The organism is Bacillus paralicheniformis (assembly GCF_001042485.2).
GTDB lineage: Bacteria > Bacillota > Bacilli > Bacillales > Bacillaceae > Bacillus > Bacillus paralicheniformis.
This window is the reverse complement of the sequence record NZ_LBMN02000001.1, coordinates 420,496-438,019: the sequence shown is the minus strand read 5'-3', so window position 1 is coordinate 438,019 and position 17,524 is coordinate 420,496. Positions and strand designations below refer to the sequence as shown.

The 17,524-nt window shown below is 44.6% G+C and carries 17 protein-coding genes, 1 pseudogene and 1 riboswitch; of the genes and pseudogenes, 10 read left to right on the top strand and 8 right to left on the bottom strand.

Annotated elements, in window-relative coordinates:
* Nucleotides 1–527: 527 nt before the first annotated feature.
* A complete protein-coding gene (locus ACH97_RS02255; RefSeq protein WP_020452704.1) occupies nt 528–1,628 on the bottom strand; it encodes a GntR family transcriptional regulator in 1,101 nt (366 codons plus the stop codon).
* Between the two features lie 161 nt (nt 1,629–1,789).
* A riboswitch (TPP riboswitch) is annotated at nt 1,790–1,889 on the top strand.
* Between the two features lie 111 nt (nt 1,890–2,000).
* Here ACH97_RS02255 and thiT point away from each other — a divergent pair.
* The gene (gene thiT / locus ACH97_RS02250) at nt 2,001–2,585 is read left to right on the top strand and encodes an energy-coupled thiamine transporter ThiT (RefSeq protein WP_020452705.1); all 585 of its coding nucleotides are present in this window, start codon (nt 2,001–2,003) and stop codon (nt 2,583–2,585) included.
* Nucleotides 2,586–2,626: 41 nt separating this feature from the next.
* Here the strand turns inward: thiT and ACH97_RS02245 are convergent, their stop codons facing one another.
* Together ACH97_RS02245 and ACH97_RS02240 are read right to left on the bottom strand one after the other, a co-directional pair.
* Nucleotides 2,627–3,184 carry a class D sortase gene (locus ACH97_RS02245; protein ID WP_023856005.1) on the bottom strand — a complete coding sequence of 186 codons (558 nt, stop codon included), beginning with the start codon at nt 3,182–3,184 and terminating at the stop codon, nt 2,627–2,629.
* Between the two features lie 106 nt (nt 3,185–3,290).
* Complete coding sequence (locus ACH97_RS02240) at nt 3,291–4,286, bottom strand: processed acidic surface protein (RefSeq protein WP_020452707.1); 996 nt, start codon at nt 4,284–4,286, stop codon at nt 3,291–3,293.
* A gap of 179 nt (nt 4,287–4,465) precedes the next feature.
* Here ACH97_RS02240 and ACH97_RS02235 point away from each other — a divergent pair, with 179 nt between their 5' ends.
* From ACH97_RS02235 to ACH97_RS02215, 6 genes and pseudogenes are all read left to right on the top strand, one after another.
* Nucleotides 4,466–4,654, top strand: coding sequence for a hypothetical protein (locus ACH97_RS02235; RefSeq protein ID WP_003184678.1), 189 nt, complete (start codon nt 4,466–4,468; stop codon nt 4,652–4,654).
* A 124-nt stretch (nt 4,655–4,778) separates the two neighbouring features.
* Nucleotides 4,779–5,891, top strand: coding sequence for a response regulator aspartate phosphatase (locus ACH97_RS02230; protein ID WP_020452708.1), 1,113 nt, complete (start codon nt 4,779–4,781; stop codon nt 5,889–5,891).
* A 1-nt stretch (nt 5,892) separates the two neighbouring features.
* Nucleotides 5,893–6,021 carry a hypothetical protein gene (locus ACH97_RS24180; RefSeq protein WP_023856006.1) on the top strand — a complete coding sequence of 43 codons (129 nt, stop codon included), beginning with the start codon at nt 5,893–5,895 and terminating at the stop codon, nt 6,019–6,021.
* Between the two features lie 79 nt (nt 6,022–6,100).
* Nucleotides 6,101–6,748, top strand: coding sequence for a pyroglutamyl-peptidase I (gene pcp, locus ACH97_RS02225; RefSeq protein WP_020452709.1), 648 nt, complete (start codon nt 6,101–6,103; stop codon nt 6,746–6,748).
* A 123-nt stretch (nt 6,749–6,871) separates the two neighbouring features.
* The gene (locus ACH97_RS02220) at nt 6,872–7,528 is read left to right on the top strand and encodes a potassium channel family protein (RefSeq protein WP_048350680.1); all 657 of its coding nucleotides are present in this window, start codon (nt 6,872–6,874) and stop codon (nt 7,526–7,528) included.
* A 2-nt stretch (nt 7,529–7,530) separates the two neighbouring features.
* Nucleotides 7,531–8,839: pseudogene (locus ACH97_RS02215) on the top strand (TrkH family potassium uptake protein).
* Between the two features lie 10 nt (nt 8,840–8,849).
* On the opposite strand, the gene ACH97_RS02210 reads toward ACH97_RS02215, so the two are convergent.
* Nucleotides 8,850–9,764: a DMT family transporter gene (locus ACH97_RS02210; protein WP_020452711.1), complete on the bottom strand. Its 915-nt coding sequence runs from the start codon at nt 9,762–9,764 to the stop codon at nt 8,850–8,852.
* A 116-nt stretch (nt 9,765–9,880) separates the two neighbouring features.
* On the opposite strand from ACH97_RS02210, the gene ACH97_RS02205 reads away from it, so the two are divergent.
* On the top strand, nt 9,881–10,366 hold the full coding sequence (locus ACH97_RS02205) for a DinB family protein (RefSeq protein ID WP_033155020.1): 486 nt from the start codon (nt 9,881–9,883) through the stop codon (nt 10,364–10,366).
* Between the two features lie 45 nt (nt 10,367–10,411).
* Here ACH97_RS02205 and ACH97_RS02200 read toward each other — a convergent pair whose 3' ends face one another.
* The 3 genes from ACH97_RS02200 to betB form a co-directional block, all read right to left on the bottom strand.
* The gene (locus ACH97_RS02200) at nt 10,412–10,993 is read right to left on the bottom strand and encodes an MOSC domain-containing protein (RefSeq protein WP_020452713.1); all 582 of its coding nucleotides are present in this window, start codon (nt 10,991–10,993) and stop codon (nt 10,412–10,414) included.
* Between the two features lie 109 nt (nt 10,994–11,102).
* A complete protein-coding gene (locus ACH97_RS02195; RefSeq protein WP_020452714.1) occupies nt 11,103–12,311 on the bottom strand; it encodes an iron-containing alcohol dehydrogenase in 1,209 nt (402 codons plus the stop codon).
* Between the two features lie 17 nt (nt 12,312–12,328).
* Nucleotides 12,329–13,801, bottom strand: a complete 1,473-nt coding sequence (betB, locus tag ACH97_RS02190) for a betaine-aldehyde dehydrogenase (RefSeq protein ID WP_020452715.1) — start codon at nt 13,799–13,801, stop codon at nt 12,329–12,331.
* Between the two features lie 323 nt (nt 13,802–14,124).
* Here betB and cudC point away from each other — a divergent pair, with 323 nt between their 5' ends.
* Both cudC and ACH97_RS02180 read left to right on the top strand, forming a co-directional pair.
* Nucleotides 14,125–14,679, top strand: coding sequence for a choline uptake/conversion transcriptional regulator CudC (gene cudC, locus ACH97_RS02185; RefSeq protein ID WP_020452716.1), 555 nt, complete (start codon nt 14,125–14,127; stop codon nt 14,677–14,679).
* 120 nt (nt 14,680–14,799) lie between these two features.
* Nucleotides 14,800–16,428 (top strand): high affinity choline transporter 1, encoded by a 1,629-nt coding sequence (locus tag ACH97_RS02180; protein WP_048350681.1) that lies wholly within the window; start codon nt 14,800–14,802, stop codon nt 16,426–16,428.
* A 44-nt stretch (nt 16,429–16,472) separates the two neighbouring features.
* On the opposite strand, the gene ACH97_RS02175 is transcribed toward ACH97_RS02180, so the two are convergent.
* On the bottom strand, nt 16,473–17,390 hold the full coding sequence (locus ACH97_RS02175) for a class I SAM-dependent methyltransferase (protein ID WP_048350682.1): 918 nt from the start codon (nt 17,388–17,390) through the stop codon (nt 16,473–16,475).
* Nucleotides 17,391–17,524: the final 134 nt, after the last annotated feature.

The window sequence follows — 17,524 nt, the reverse complement described above, 5'->3', positions numbered from 1 at the left end:
ACTACGCACATTCGCATGTGCGATTTATTTAATGAATTAACAGGTACGTTTGTCTTGTTTAGTTTTCAAAGATCATTTCCGCCTCTCGAAGAAGCGACTTTACTAATATAACATTCTATCATCGTGAATGTCAACAACTTTTTTCAAAAGATTTTCGAAGTTGTTTTTATAAAGCCTCCTTTTTAGGGGCGGATACTAATATAACATCTATTTTCGTTTTGCACAATAGCTTTTTTAAAAAAATAATAATCAAATGATTTGGACTCAGATGATTCCTGATCATCTCGACCTCAGGCAGTTGACAGCATTTATTTCTTCTTACTGCTTTCTTCTATATAAAAGTATACAGCGGTCTTTAAAAATTGATTTGCTAAAGCTGCACATGGTCCAAAGCTTCGAGGATGACATTAAACTCTCCGTTATCAGCTTTTACTTGAATAAAAAGCTCCTCATTCCGGAGCTTTGTAACAGAATATATATTCTTCTCATTTTCATTCACGCTGGTTGGCGGATAAAGATTGTGCAGCCTACCTTTTCAGCTTGGCGGTCGAATGTCTGACAACCAGTTCAGGTTTGTAGACGGTGGAATGTTCAAGCTGATTCGTGTTGCGTCCCTCAACTTTGGCAATCATCCATTTTGCCGCCTCAATCCCCATCTGCATTTTCGGATGAGTGACTGACGTCAGCTTCACTTCAGATGCCTCGCTCAAATGTGAGTTGTCATATCCGACAATCGAAATGTCTTCCGGCACTTTCAAACCGAATTCCCTCACGACATCCAACACCAAAAGCGCTATCTCGTCATTATAGCAGAATATGGAAGTCGGACGGTCTGATGAAGAAAGCCGCTTCCTGGCTTCAGCTATCGTTTTTTGTTTTTTGTTCTCTGTTGTGTACGTCACGACCATTTCAGGGTAAAACGACAAGCCGTTTTCTCTGAAAGCACGGATAAATCCTTTCATCCGGTTGGCGCCCTGCATATCGTCCTGTTTAAAGAAACCGAACACTTTTTCATGGCCGAGTTTAATCAAATGCTCAGTGGCGATAAAGCCGCCGTGTTCATCATCCAAAATGAAATGGGGCGGATTTAGCTCCTGATAAAATTGGTTGATCATCAAATACGGAATATGATGTTGTTCAAGCGTCAGATAGTAACTTAAATTCGGGTTAAAGCTTCCTGTTTTCGTCGGCTCCACGATCAACCCAGCAATTTTTTTATCGAGCATATTCACAAGGCATTGTTTTTCTTTTTCAATGTCATTATTGGTGCTCGCGACGACAAGGGTGTATCCTTCGCTGGACAGTGACGATTCGATTCCTCTTATAATAGAAGGAAAAATGTAATCCGAAAGGTAAGTCGTAATAACCCCGATCATCTTATTTCTTTCCCTTCCTTTTTCAGAAAGCTGAAGACGGTGAGAGCAATACGTCCCTGAGCCCTGCTCTCTGTATAAAAGCCCTTCATGAACAAGGTCGCCAATCGCTTGCCGGATCGTGTGCCTGCTTACATCAAATATTTTCATCAATTCGTTTTCCGAATGAATTTTTTCCCCCGGCTTCACTTTGCCTTCATATATCCACGATTTAATTTTACTTTTCACCATGCTGTATTTTGTAGGTTCACTCATCAGATCAACCCTTTACTGATCTTGTACGTACGAATACGTTCTATTATAAAGGAAAAGATGTTTGCATTGCTACATATTGGAGAAATTAAGCAAAATTTTTCGAAAAATCAGCTTGTCGTCCGTTTCTTTTTTTAGTATAGTAGAATATAACTAAATAACTTGATGACCACAAGGGGAGCCTCGAGGCTGAGAGTGAACGACCGTTCTGACCCTTTGAACCTGTTAGTTAACGCTGGCGTAGGGATGTGGCAAAGTCATTTCTAATTGCATCCAAAGCAGTGCGTGGAAAACTTTCCTACTCCTTCCCCGCATTGCTTTTTTTATTGGGAAAGAAGTCCAGTATCCCTTTGTTCATCAAAAGTGAGGGTTATGATGAATCAATCTAAACAACTTGTACAGCTGATTGAAATTGCGTTTATGACAGGAATAGCACTTATACTTGATATGGTGTCCGGAATGTTTTTAAAAATGCCTCAAGGCGGTTCAATCGCCGTCATGATGATTCCGATCTTCCTGATTTCCTTTAGATGGGGGCTGAAGGCAGGGCTGGCAACCGGGTTTTTAGCCGGATTGCTTCAGTTTGTCACTGGAGGATTTTACGTTTATCATCCTCTGCAGCTTCTTCTTGATTATTTTATCGCGCCTACGGCCGCGGGAATCGGCGGCTTTTTTGCCGGATCGATCAGAAATGCTTCAGTCGAGAAACAAAAAGGAAAGATTATTTTCTATGTTACGCTGGCCGTCTTTCTCGGAAGCGGACTGAAATTTCTCGCTCATGTCATCAGCGGCGCTGTCTTTTTTGGAAACTATGCGCCTGAAGGCACTCCGGTATGGATTTATTCCTTGGTATATAATGGAACATATATGCTTCCGTCTTTCATTGTCTGCACAATTGTCCTTTGTTTACTGCTGCTAACCGCGCCAAAACTCTTGGAAAACAGATCAGACATGAGATAGCATAAAAAAACAGCGGACTCGCCTGAGATTCCGCTGTTTTTTTATGATTTAATCAAATCTGCGACCAATATATACCGCTCCGGTGCTGAACCGATAAAGTCAAAAGGATAGCAGGTGGAAACCGTCAATGTTGCTCTCGGCTTTGGTACAATCACCGTCCGGTCATCCGCATCCACGATCCGCACCTTTTTCACTTTGTATGTAAAAGTTCCGTAGGAAGCTTCAACAATTAACTGATCGCCCTTCCCCACTCGGCCGAGTTTTCGGAAAACCGTATCCCGGTGGCCTGATAAAACCGAGTTGTCATCTTCTCCAGGCAGAACGGAACCAGCGAAATGGCCCACGCCTTTTTGCAGCTCGTCTTCATCTGTCCCGTGATATATAGGAATCCTTGCATTGATTTTCGGAATGACAAGATCACCGATTTTCTCCCCGGTTTTAAATGTTTGATCAATCACCGTTTTTTCTTTTTTCGCCGTCTGAATCGGAGGTTTTTCAGGCTTTTCTTCTTCTTTCATCTGCTGAAATGAAAAAAGAGCGTAGCCGTGCATTAACTTGAACACATTCGTTGTTGTAAAATAAGCGCCGCACACAACCATCACAATAGCTGCGAGCCAGATGATTTTTTTTCGATGTGCCTTAATTTCCTTTCACTCCTTATAAAAACTTCCCATTCTCTACATAATTAGAATGGGAAGTGACATGTTAAGCCGCTTTGCGAAGCCTTCTGATCATGAAGAATCCGCCAAACATCAGAACGGCGCCTAAGATCGACCATTCCGCGTAATGCCCGGCTGTCTTTGGAAGCTTTGCACCTTTAACCGTCTTTTTCACATGAGATGGCTTTGAATCATGTTTGACAGCCGTTTGGGTTTGCTTCACTTTTGACCCTGTATCATGAATTAAATCAGATCCGATCATGTCAGGCGTCAGCAATACATCCAAAATGAAGTTGCCTTGCAGATCGTATACTTCCACCAGAAGGCTTGCTCCCTTCAGATCTTCCGCGCTGACAAGCGTTGTCAAAGACACTTCTTTTTTCTTTCCGTCTTTAACAAGATAGTATTTTGTTTTCACTTCAAGCGTCTTCTGAAGATCGTTTAAAATGGATAGCATTTCAGCGATATCCTGAGCTGACAGCTCTGATACAGACTCGAAATCGGCTACCGCTTCAAGACGTTCTCCAAGAGCCATCAAATCATTTTCAAGGTTTGGATTTTTATCGCGCACCTTTCGGAGATGATTCACGAGCCTTTCCCACTCCTGATCATCCACACCTAATTCTTGAAACAGGTTCCCGATCTGAAAATCGTCTTCTTCATATGTCACAGTGAAAAGCGCATCGTCCAATTCGTATTCAAACATAAACACGTCGAGAATGTTTTGGCCGCTTTCCATATAGCCATTTTCAACAAAAAGGTCAGCCGCTTCTTTTTCGCTCAATCCGTATTCTTTTAAATAGGATGCCAAAAGTTGATTAGTCAGTCTTTCCCCTAAAAAATCTTTCAACTCTTCCACCGACTCAAAATCTTTTAAACTTTCATCATATGTATCCTGTAAATAAGCTTCCAATTCTTTTTCTGTCATTCCTATTTCTTCAAGATACTCTTGAAGCTCGGCCTGTTTCGGCGCGGCAAAAGCACCAGCTGCCGGCACTAAAACCAGGATGCAGACCAATAGTGACATCAGCCTTTTTTTCATTTCTTATGACCCCCTAAATTTATCTTTCATTTTGATTATAGTGGAAATATTTTTAAAAACATGTATTGTAATTGAAAATCTTTTCGTCTATAATATTTTGTTCTTTTTCCTGTTTAAACAGGCATAATCTTCCCCTCTATTGAATGTAATATAGTAAAGCGAATAGAGGAGGTATGCAAATGAACCCTTACTATATGATGCTCTTATGTTACGTCCTATCGATCATCCACTTTTTAATAGGCTACCGGGAAGCCCTGAAAATAAGCGGAGCTGACGGGCTGGTCAACGGAACCGCAATGATCTCCTGTATTCCGCTTGGCGCGGTTTTCGCTTTTTTCGCGCACTTTTTTTGGAAAATGACGATTTAATTTCAGAAATGAACTTTTCACCGGCGAACTTGCATTTCAGCGTTATTCACAGACGGCAGCAGTTTATGCTATGATTAATAGAACTTCAATTTACAAAAAATTCACAAAGATTGGAGGGAAGAGAATGGCCAAAGCCGTGGCTTCACAAGAAGTCGCCAATATGCTCAACGACTGGTACATACTGATGAAAAAAAGAGACATTTCAGGCTCAATCGAAATGAAAGATGACATAGATAAAGCAATTGAAAAAATGGAAGAAGATCATGACGTTCTACTCTATTATCAAATGCTCGATTTTCGCTTAAGGCTCCTTCTTGAAGATATCTCCCAATCTTCCACCGAAAAATTGGAGGCCATCAGTTTTCAAGACAAAGATCCAAAAAGTACGGACGACAAGCTGAATTATTATTTTTACCTGTTTAAAGGGATTTATGAGGACTACAAGCAAAACCATACAGAAGCGCTCAATTTTTTCAGAATAGCGGAAAAAAGACTGAGCGTCATTCAAAATGAAATTGAAAAAGCTGAATTTCATTATAAAATCGGTGTTTTGTATTACAACTTAAAAGCGACATGGCTGTCGATTCATCACATCAACATTGCCTCCGGCATCTTTCAAGGGTATGACGGGTATGCCAAGCGGGTCATCAACTGCAAAATGCTGATCGGGCTCAATTATATTGACCAATTTAAGTTCTCCGAAAGTGAAGTATTATTAAAAGAAGCGATCGAAAAAACCGAAAAAATCGGCGACCAATTCCTTTTACCGTGTACCTACTATAATATGGGCTTTTTGAAGAGTAAGGAAGACAAGCAGGAGGAAGCGCTAAAGTATTACAATAAAGCTTTTGCAATCAAAGATTTTGAAACGAAAGCCAAGTATGCTTACCTTCTTTGCGTTTATGAAAACACAAGGTCTCTTTTCAAAACCAACGCACACAAACAAGCATTTAAATGGATCGAAGTGGGCTTTAAAAAATCCCGGGAAATGAACAGCGAAATTTTCGAATTGAAATTCAAAATTTTATATACATTATATTCTGATACACAGAATAAACTGGAAATAATCAAGGACTATGTTCACCAGTTAGAAAATGAAAAAGCCTGGGTAGATTTGGAGGAATTATTGATGGATGTAGCGAATTACTACAGGCGAGAAAAGTTATATGAAGAAGCCATATACTTTTACATTAAAACAGACAAGGCGAGCAAGCTCGCTGGAAGAGGAGGAGAATAAAATGAAAAAAGTATTATTAACAGCAGTTGTATTAGGCGCAGTTATCAGCTTTTCATTCGTAAACCATGCACCGGAAGCGGCTTCTCAAGGAGATCAGGTACTTCTGGCATCCCGGGGATCAGGAGCATAAAATATTTAAAAAAATACCCATTCAGACATCTTCTGAATGGGTATTTTGCACTTTATATTCATATTCAGGAGGGATCGATATGGGAAAGAAAGTACTGCTGACAGGTTTTGACCCCTTCGGGGGAGAAACGGTCAATCCGTCTTGGGAAGCTGTAAAACGGCTGAACGGAGAAAAAGTCGAAGGCGTCTCTATCGTGGCGGAGCAGATCCCGACCGTTTTTCATCATTCAGCGGCCGTTTTGGAAAAAGCGATCGAAAAGCACCATCCCGATATCGTCATTTGTGTAGGACAAGCAGGCGGCCGGGCTCACATTACTCCAGAACGCATCGCAATCAACATCGATGACGCCCGCATTCCGGATAATGAAAAACGGGAACCGATCGATGAACCGATCGCGGCAGACGGGCCTGCAGCTTACTGGTCCGCGCTTCCTATCAAACTCGTTGTGAAAGAGTTGAGAAAAAACGGAATCCCGGCCTCCGTCTCTAATTCAGCTGGAACATTCGTATGCAACCATCTTTTTTACCAGTTAATGCACCGTATAGACCGCACCTCGGCAAACATCCGCGGAGGGTTCATCCACATTCCGTATCTCCCCGAACAAACAGTCGATAAGCACGAGCCGAGCCTCAGCCTTGAAACGATCGTCGAAGGGCTGAGGCTAGCCGCCGTCGTCTCTGCCCTTCACGAAAAAGACATTCGCGAAACCGGAGGCTCGCTCAGCTGAAACCGAAGCCGCCTCAAGGCGGCTCTCCGGATTCGCACACTTCCGGATTCTTGTACATCCCTGTGTGTTTTTCTTTTAAAAAAGTAAACACTATAAGAAAAACAGATAAAAGGGTGAACACGGATGCAGAAATCTTATGCCGTTTTCGGGCTCGGTCAGTTCGGCGGCAGTCTTGTCAAAGCCTTCCACGCAAAAGGGGCTGAAGTTTTAGGCATCGACAAATCCGAAGAAAAAGTAAACGAATATTCTGCTTATGCAACCTACACCATTTGCGCCAATGCCGTTGATGAAAATACATTGAAACAAATCGGAATACGCAACATCGATCACGCCTTTGTATCATTCGGCGATGACATTGAAGCAAGCATTCTGACTTCGCTTTTGCTGATTGAAATGGGCGTTCCCAAAGTATGGACGAAAGCGCAAAATGACTATCACCAAAAGGTTCTCCATAAAATCGGCGTCCATCGTATCATTCATCCCGAAAAAGATATGGCCAAGCGGATAGCCAGCCATATCACCTCGGAAAAGTTGATCGATTTTGTTGAGCTGTCGCCAAATTACAGCATCGTCGAAATTGTGGCAACAAAAAAGCTGGACAAAAGAAGCCTGGGGGATATCGATGTACGCGCCAACTTCGGCTGCAACATCGTCGGCATAAAAAGAGACGGGCATTTCATCATCGCACCGAGCGCTGATGACTTGATATACGAAAACGATATTTTGATTGTGATCGGGCAAAACAAAGATATTGAGACCTTTGAAAAAAAGGGCGATTAACCGTGAAGTTTAAACAGATTCAATTAAGCCCGTCCCAACTGCTCGTGCTGGTGTTTTTATTTTTCATCATATTAGGAACTCTTTTATTGAAGACCCCGGCAGCGACGTCTAAACCCATAGGCTGGATTGATACGCTTTTTACATCGACATCGGCGATGACTGTTACCGGCCTAGCCGTCGTTGATACAGGCACGGATTATACGTTGTTCGGTCAGCTCATGATCCTCGTTCTCATCCAGATCGGGGGACTCGGCATCATGTCATTTGCAGTGCTCATTTTTATCATGCTCGGGAAAAAAATCGGCCTGAAAGAACGGCTGTTGATTCAACAGTCTCTCAATCAAACTTCTTTAGGCGGGATCATTAAGCTCATCAAGAGTTTGATTATTTACTCCTTCGCAATTGAAATGCTGGCCATGCTGATACTGGCTGTCAAATGGGTTCCTGAATACGGTTTCGCACGCGGTGTCTACTACAGCCTGTTCCACGCGGTTTCCGCCTTTAACAATGCGGGATTTTCCATTTGGCCGGACAGTTTAATACGGTATAAAAGCGATCCGCTCGTCAACTTGGTGATCAGTTTTTTGTTTATCATCGGCGGGATAGGGTTTACCGTATTGTCTGATCTATGGCATAAGCGGAGCTTGAAAAGTTAAGCCTTCATTCGAAATTGATACGTTTATCATCAATTTGTCAGCCATGATCTTTATTTTTCTGCTGGAGTATCAAAATCAAAAAACGCTCGGCATGCTTCCGCCAGCTGAAAAACTTTGGGGCGCCTATTTTCAGGCCGTGACCCCGCGAACAGCCGGGTTTAACACGACAGATATCGGAAGCCTGCACGAAAGCACGATCACACTTTTGCTCCTTCTTATGTTTGTCGGAGCGGGGAGCGCATCCACCGGCGGAGGAATCAAGCTGACGACGTTTCTTGTCATTCTCCTGTCGGTTATCACTTTTTTAAAAGGCAAAAAACATATTTCGATAGCAAAAAAAACGCTGAAAGACCAATTGATCATTCGTTCGCTCGCTATTTCGACTATCAGTGTGCTGTTGATTTTAGCGGCTGTCTTTATTTTAAATATGACAGAACCTAAGCCGTTTTTGGCGATTTTGTTTGAAGTCGTATCAGCCTTCGGCACGGTCGGCCTGTCAATGGGGATTACGGCTGACCTGACCCCTGTCGGAAAGATACTGATTATTTTCATTATGTTTCTCGGAAAACTCGGACCGCTCACATTGGCGTTTTCCCTGGCCAGACCTGAACAGGAAAACATCCGCTATTCAAGCGAAGATATTTTGACCGGATAAGGTGCAAACTTTAAAGCGCCTTATGTGTTTTCCCTTTCACGGACGGGACGGTGTTTTTCCTCATGCTTTGCGAGGCCATGAACAAGATAATACCTGAAAAAATGACCGCTCCGCCGATCACCTGCGTCATCATGACGGATTCGTCTAAAATCCAATACGCCAGCGCAACCGCTCCGACAGGTTCAAATAAAATCGCCACAGAAATCATATTTGTGCTCAGCCATTTCAGCACCCAGTTAAACAGCGAGTGCCCGAGCAAAGTCGGAATGACGGCAAGCAGAAAGAAATACCCCCAATCTGACGCAGGATAAGAAAAAAAGGCGGCGCCCGAAAACAGACAGTACAGGCATAAAGTGATGGCGCTGATTCCATACACAATAAACGTGTAAACGGTCAAACTGTGGCGTTTTCTGACATGCTGGCCAAACAGCAAATATGCCGTCACAAGCGCACACGCCAATAGTGCAAGAATGTCGCCGTAGAGCGCCTGGCCGCTTACTTTGAAATCCCCCCAGCTGATGTACGCGCTTCCGCCGATCGCGAGAAGCGCACTGATGATTCCAGCGAACGACACTCTTTCTTTAAATAAAAAGTATGTACCGATAAAAGAAAAAATCGGCTGCAGCGTCACAAGAACAACCGAGCTCGCCACTGAGGTGTATTCAAGCGAACGAAACCATAAAATAAAATGAAATGCCAAAAAGAACCCCGCTGCCGCTGAAAACAGCCAGTCCTTTTTCGAAAAACTCAAGACTTCTTTTCTTTTTCCCCAGAAAAAAGGAAAGATCAGCAAAGCGGAAAAAAAGAGACGATAAAAAGCGATGATTCCAGCGTCAGCCGTTGACAGTCTGACAAAGATGGCGGAGGAAGACACAGCCAGCACCCCGACCACTAATGCGATATACGGGTACAATGTTGTTCTCAAATAAATCCTTCCTTCTATTCATTTTTCTTAAGCATATCCGATGGCGATGCGAAAATCGAGTGTTTTTTGGTTATTTTACCAGCCTGCGATATGGTACAGTAAAAACAGGAGGGGATATGATGAGCATTTTTAATGAAGCGAGAAAAGAACTTTGGAGCGAGATTCAAGGCCTGTCAGACGAAACGCTGAATAAAAGGCCCTCGGAGGACGAATGGAGCATTCAAGAAGTGATCGACCACCTGAAAAAAATCGACCTGATGGCACTTCAAATCCTAAAGGAACAAATCAAACATGCACCGGTCAAAACAATCGAAGATAAACCGGTGCATCAGTCGGAAGACAGAAGCTCCAAACGAAAGGCGCCCCCATATGCAGAGCCTGAAAGAAAAACGGCGGATGCTTTAACCCTCAAAGCTGAGCTCGACAATGTCAGAACACAATTAACTTCAGTCATCGCCGCCTTTCATGATGAAGATTTTCAAAGGGTGCTGCCGCATCCGGTTTTCGAAGAGCTTACGGTCAGACAGTGGCTCGACTTCATCGGCCATCATGAAAGAAGACATATTAAACAGATCAAGGAAATCAAACAGAAACTATTATAATACACGGAAAGCCCCGGCTTTAGAGGCCCGGGGCTTTTCATCCGCTCAGGCAAACGACCTGGCGTCTTTCGTGGCAGCAGGCGAATACGCCCACACTTCTGCCTGGTCGCCTTGATGGATCAAGCCGGGGCGTTCGACGACGCAGACGATTCCCCTTCTTCCGATCGCATGGCGCACAAAGCGCGAAGCAAGCTTCGGTTTGTCGGGAAACTGCTCCTGAATGACTTCTCCGGGCTGAATGCACGGCTCGTTCTCACCCTCGCTCAACAGAGAGGCGCCGCTTGGAAAAACGATTCTGCTTCCTTCTCTTAATGAAGTTAAATCAGGCAGTCCGCTTAATGCGATATTAGCCCCGAGCCATTCCGGAAGGACCGCAGGAACGTTCAGGCGTCCGGCAATCTCAAGACACTCTTCGACCGAGACAATTGAAATCTGCCTCCTATTGAAAATCTCCGTCCCTCTTTTATACATCGGCTCCCTTGCTCCCGCTTTTTTCGTCAGTCCAAAATGCAGATCACCCGGTATTCCTCCGTAATCAATCACAATCTTTTCTTGTTTCTCTGTCACAAATGACGGTGTGTCCGCTATGTATACGTTCTCTGCAACAGCCGTGTGCTTTTTCCACATTCAACCCATCCCCTTTTTTCAAGATGTGATTTATTTTACAATGCATCCCTTTTTTTCTCAAATTGAGAAAGCCCGCTGTGCGTTCACACAGCGGGATTCATGCATTTCTTTATACAGTTTTCGGGGTTAGATTAAAGCAGCGTTTGTAAATCCAATTGTACGCTTTTTCGTTCAGGTCTCTCGGGTTTCCGACCGTTTGCGGATCTTTCATCGCTTCTTTTGAAAGGCGGTCGATCATGTCAGGTGATACGCCTTGCTCTTCAAGACTAGGAATCTCCAAGTCTTCCACAAGCTGATACATCCAGTTCACTGCAGCTTTAGCCGCTTCCACTGTAGACATGCCGCTTGTGTCAATGCCGAACGCTTTTGCAATGCGGGCAAATTTTTCAGGGTAGCCTTTCCAGTTGTATTCCATTACAGGACCCATCATCGCCGCCACACATTGGCCGTGCGCGACAGGAATGATTCCTCCGAGCGTCTGGCTCATCGCGTGAGCAGCGCCTGCAGATTCGCTTCCGTAAGAAAGGCCTGCAAGCATAGCCGCCTGCGCCATGCCGTATCTCGCTTCAAGATCTTCCCCATCGGCAAACGCTCTGCGGATGTAATGTGCGCCGTATTCGATGGCAAGAAGGGCCACCGCGTCAGTTATCGGCTGAGCAAATTTCATCGTATAGCACTCGATGGCGTGAGCCAAAGCGTCAACGCCGGTCATCGCTGTGACGTGCGGAGGCATTGATACATGCAATTCAGGATCGATAACTGTCAAGTGAGCAGCAATCAGCGGGCCGCCCGTATTGAATTTAAATTCACGCTCTTCATCTGTGATAACCGCCCATTGTGTAACTTCTGAGCCGGTTCCGGCAGTCGTCGGGATCGTTGTAAGCGGAGGAATCCGGTTTTCAAGAGGCTTCTTTCCTTCTGCCGCTTCATAGTCAAGAACCGAGCCTTCATGAGTGGCTTCGACTCCGATCGCTTTCGCCGTATCCATTGAGCTTCCGCCGCCGACTGCTACAAGGCCGTCGCAGTTTTCTTCAGCATACAGTTTGGAACCTTCAGCGACAAGACGGACAGGCGGATTCGGCTCGACTTTATTAAAGACGACAACTTCAACGCCTGCTTCCTGAAGGGATTCAACGACCGGGTTTGTTACACCTGCTTTGTAGATGCCGGGGTCTGTGACAAGCAGCGCTTTTGAAACGCCAAGTTTTTTCACTTCTTCGCCTACATGTTTAACGGCTCCGATTCCGTGCTTAATGACGGTCGGGATTTCAAACGTGTGGAATTTGTTCATCGCTTCTACTTTCATATTTAAAGTCATGAATCATTTCCTCCTTCTTATGCTTTAAACCAATTGACAGCCGCCGGTTTCGTATTGCGGTAGACGTGCTTCACTTCCGTGTATTCTTCAAGGCCCATGCGGCCAAGCTCGCGGCCGATGCCTGACTGCTTGTAACCTCCCCAAGGCGCTTGTGCGAAATACGGGTGGAAATCATTGATCCAGACGGTTCCCATGCGCAGTTTGGAAGCGACGCGTTCCGCTTTTTCGATGTCTTTTGACCAAACGGCGCCGGCTAAGCCGTAAATCGTATCGTTTGCAAGTGAGACCACTTCTTCTTCTGTTTTGAATGATTCAACTGTTAATACAGGACCGAATACTTCTTCCTGAACGATTCTCATATCTGATGTACAGCCCGAGAAGATCGTCGGCAGATAGAAGAATCCATTTGCAAGTTCAGGGTCCTCCGGACGCTTTCCGCCTGTTTCCAACTTGGCGCCTTCTTGCAGGCCGATTTCCACATATTTTTCAACTTTGCTGCGGTGTTCAGCTGAAATGAGCGGACCGCTCTGTGTCTCCTCGTGGAATCCGTTGCCGAGCTTGATTTTTTTCGCACGTTTGACAAGCTCTGCGACAAACTCGTCATGAATGGATTTTTCAACGAGAAGACGAGCACCCGCGGAGCAAACCTGTCCTGCGTGGAAGAATACCGCATTCAGCGCCTGGTCAACCGCTACGTCAAAATCTGCGTCTTTAAACACAATATTCGGATTTTTCCCGCCAAGCTCAAGCGCAATTTTTTTCACATTCGTACTTGCAGCCTGCATGATTTTCTTTCCGGTTTCAATTCCGCCGGTGAAAGAAATTAAGTCGACGTCTGTATTTCTGGCAAGTTCATCGCCGACAGTGGCCCCGGGGCCGAGAACAAGGTTGGCAACCCCTTTAGGCACACCGGCTTCTTCCATCAGCTTGAAGATCTTAATGGTTGTCAACGGTGTGATTTCACTTGGTTTGACAACGATTGTGTTGCCCGCCGCCAAAGCCGGAGCGATTTTCCAGCTTGCCTGCAGGAGCGGATAATTCCATGGGGTGATCTGCCCGCAGACACCGACCGGCTCCCTGACAATTTCGCTTTTAGAATCGGGAATCGGTGAAGAAATGACTTCTCCGCCATCTTTATCCGCAAGCCCTGCATAATATTGAAATACGTTTGCAATATCATCCATATCGGCTCTGCTTTCTTCAAGCGTCTTGCCGGTGTCAAGCGATTCAAGCTCTGCCAGCTCTTCGTGGTCGCGTCTGATCAGTTCGGCGATCTTTAATACGATGTTGCCTCGTTCAAGACCCGGCGTATTCGCCCACTCGCCGTCGTCAAAGGCGCGGCGCGCTGCGGCAATCGCCCGAACAGCGTCTTCTCTGTCTCCTTCACTGACGGTTTCAATATGCTCTTGATTGTAAGGGTTGATAATTTGGCGGGTTTCGCCTTTTTTGGCGCCCACCCACTTTCCGTCAATGAAAAGTGTTTGACTCATAAAAGCAGCCTCCTCATTACGCAAAGTTTGTTAAATAAAAATTTAACGTTTTGAACACTTTGAATTTATCATGCGCCATTTTTTGTGTCAAAGGGAATCAGTCTGATTATTTTTTTTGAATTTTATGTGAATGCAGAGCTCACATGGGCTGAGGCCGTTTGAAAAAAAAATTTGATTTTGACATTTGAATTTCTTTCGTTAAGATAAAGAACATACAGAAATAACTTAACAAACTTAACGCGGATTTCAGATCAATCCCCGATTTTTCGGGGGGCATTGAATCTGCAATGCTGATGTTCCGCTCCTGTGAAAGGAGGCAAGTTATGGACAATCCCCGTGATCTTTCAGCAAAAGAAGCGATCGCACAGGCAAAGGATCTTGTCATTGATTCAATCGCAGAAACAATGGATCTGTACGGCATTACCCGGAGTGCGGGTATTTTGTACGGAACCATGTACCTATCGGATGAAATGACACTGGACGAGATGCGGGAAGAACTGCAAATGAGCAAGCCCAGCATGAGCACAGGCGTAAAAAAACTCCAAGACTTAAACGTCGTCAAAAAGACATTCCATAGAGGAAGAAGAAAACACAGCTTTGTTGCTGAAAAGGATTTCTTCAAATTTTTCACAAGCTTTTTCCCGCAAAAATGGGAAAGGGAAGTCAAAGTGAATCTCATGGCCATTCAAGACGCTCAAAAAGCATTGGCGGACATCGTCGAAAGCGAAGGGCTTGACGAAAGTATAAAAGAAGAAGCGAGAACTCTTTATGACCAGTTGGAACAGTCAAAACCGTATTATGACTGGCTGCTGAGACTCGCGAAATCTGTCCAATCCGGAGAGATTTTTGAGTTTATACCGATTGATAACAAGGAATAAAAAGGTTTTATCCGCTCTGAAGTCAGCAGTTTGCATACTTCCCAGAGTGGCGCAAAACCTTTTTTCATATTTTAATTTCAAGAAAATTCGAAAAATTATTACCGGAGGCAATGTGCATACATGAATTATGCTGAGAAGAAAAAAAACTGGATCAAATTAGGTATTTTTGTGTTGTTTGCGGGAGGCTTACTCGCGTATATCGGCATTTCGAATGCAGACATTCATTGGGGCGGCTTTATCTCCATGATGATATTCTTTGCTTTCACCTATTATTTAGGCGCTTTTTACGCAGCAAAGAAATCAAATTCTTTTTCTGATATGATCGTGGCAAAAAGGAGCATGCCGTTTTTCGTCGGAATGGTGACGATGGCCGCAACATGGGTCGGCGGCGGATATATTAACGGAACGGTCGAATCGGCTTACAGCGACGGTCTCATCTGGGCACAGGCACCCTGGGGCTACGCATTGAGCCTGATTATCGGCGGTATTTTCTTCGCCAGAAAAATGCGCCGTCATCGATTTATGACCATTATCGATCCTCTCGAACAGCGCTTCGGTAAGCGGATGGCCGGTGTTTTATATATACCGGCGCTGTTAGGAGAATTGTTTTGGAGCGCCGCGATCTTAACGGCATTGGGCACGACTTTCGGAATGATTCTGAATATCGATTTCCAAACGTCGATTATTCTTTCGGCGATGATCGCCATCGCTTATACGGTGGCCGGAGGCATGTGGGCAGTCGCTTTCACAGATGTCTTCCAAATGATCATCATTTTGCTCGGGCTGTTTTTAGTCGTCCCATTTGTGTTGTCAAATGTCGGTTCATTCGATATCGTATGGGCAAATTACAGACACGATTTCGGAAGCAGCGCCAATCTGTTTCCGCCGTTGGACGGCTGGAAAAATCCTGAATGGGGAAACCTGTTTTGGAACTGGTGGGATAATGCGCTCCTCTTAATTTTCGGTGGTATCGCATGGCAGGTGTACTTTCAGCGCGTTCTTTCGGCAAAATCGGAAAACGCCGCCATGTGGCAGTCGATTATTGCCGGAGTGATCTGTATCATTGCCGCCATTCCGTGCGTGATCATCGGAGCTGCCGGAAACAGTGCGGATTGGAGCTTGTTCGGAGCGAGCGCTCCGGATAACCCGGCGATGATTTTGCCGCAAACGCTTGCGTATTTAACGCCGGGAATTATCGCTGGCCTCGGTTTGGGTGCAATTGCAGCTGCCGTTATGTCAAGCATGGACTCATCGATTCTATCGGCATCATCAATGGCCGCATGGAATATTTACCGTCCGCTGATCAAGCCGAAGGCCACCCAAAAACAGCTGCAAAAAGTCGTCAAACGCTCAATCATTTTGTTCGGCGCGGGAGCAGCGATCATCGCGCTGAATGTCAAAAGCGTTTATACTTTATGGTATTTGGCATCGGATTTAGTTTATTGCATTCTTTTTCCCCAGTTAACAATGGCCCTCTTTTATAAAAGAGCAAACCTGTACGGGTCAATTTCGGGATTTGCAGTTGCGGTCATTCTGAGGCTGGGCGGCGGTGAACCCGCATTCGGCATCCCGCCGCTTCTGCCGTATCCGATGATTGAAGACGGCACAGTCCTCTTTCCTTTCCGGACGCTGGCTGCGGTTACAGCATTTATGACGATCTTCGCTGTGTCCGAATTGACGCAGCGCAAATGCCCTCCTAAACAGCTTGTACTCCCCCAAGAAAAACAGAAAGACGATCGCGCGGCTTAAAATAGGAAAAACGCCCGGCCCCGGGCGTTTTTCTTGATTCGTGTTTAATTTTTCACGGCATGAATGTAGTGAATCGTTTCAAAGGCTGACAGATCATCTTTTCGATTTTTAAAATAACGCTCTTGAATATCCGACGGTGACAAATGCTCATAAACGAGCAGTCCGGATTGCTCCAGCATATGCTGGATTTCCTGATACGAATAGCATGACTTCATCGGTTCTCCGCCTGCCGCTGCCATTTTCACCATATTTTCCACCCTGTTGGAGAAACCTTTTTCTTTGAACAGGTTTTCATCCGCATAATCAAAAACGATCGAACTTCCTGAAGGAAGATCAGCCATTAATTGTCTCAGCAATTTTTCGGTTTCTTCCTTTGTTAAGTAGTAGGAAACGCCCAAAAAGCTAAAGAACGTTTTTATGTTAAAATGAAAACCCTTATCAGCCAATTCTTGATAAGAAAATACCTTGGCAAAGTCCAAAGGAATAAAATGAAGGTGGGCCGGGATGTGAAAACCTGCTTTGTCCAGCCTTTCCTTTTTCCATTTTTGTGTCGCCGGATGGTCAATTTCAAAGATATCAATTTTGCCTTTTAACTCTAGGTTCCGAAAACAAAAAGTATCCAGCCCTGCCCCAAGAATCACGTATTGTTCTGCTCCAAATCGAATCTCATGGTGCAGCACGCTTTCGCAATATGCGGCACGCGCGAGCGGCGTCGGAGAGAGCTGAATTTGTGTGACCCATTTTAATATTTCTTCATCGTCTCCCTCGTATTTTTCCGCTATATCTTTGTTGAAGAACTGTATACCTTGAATGAAACTGTTTTTAATATCAGAAAATTCTTGTTGGGAAATGAGCGTTTTGGCTAGATTGTCATCAAAAATTTTTGGGTCATCATATTGGCTGTGATAAGCTCTGCCAAAAGCCGAAATAAGAGACGTTACACTCGATTCATCTTTTTTCATGTCGTACACTCCTTCATCAAACGCAAAAAAAATAGGATCCTCCCGGCCAGGAGAATCCTATTATACACACCAATATTCAATTAGTAAATTATAGCATAAATAAATTTTTTTGTCAAGAATTTGCACTTTTCCTA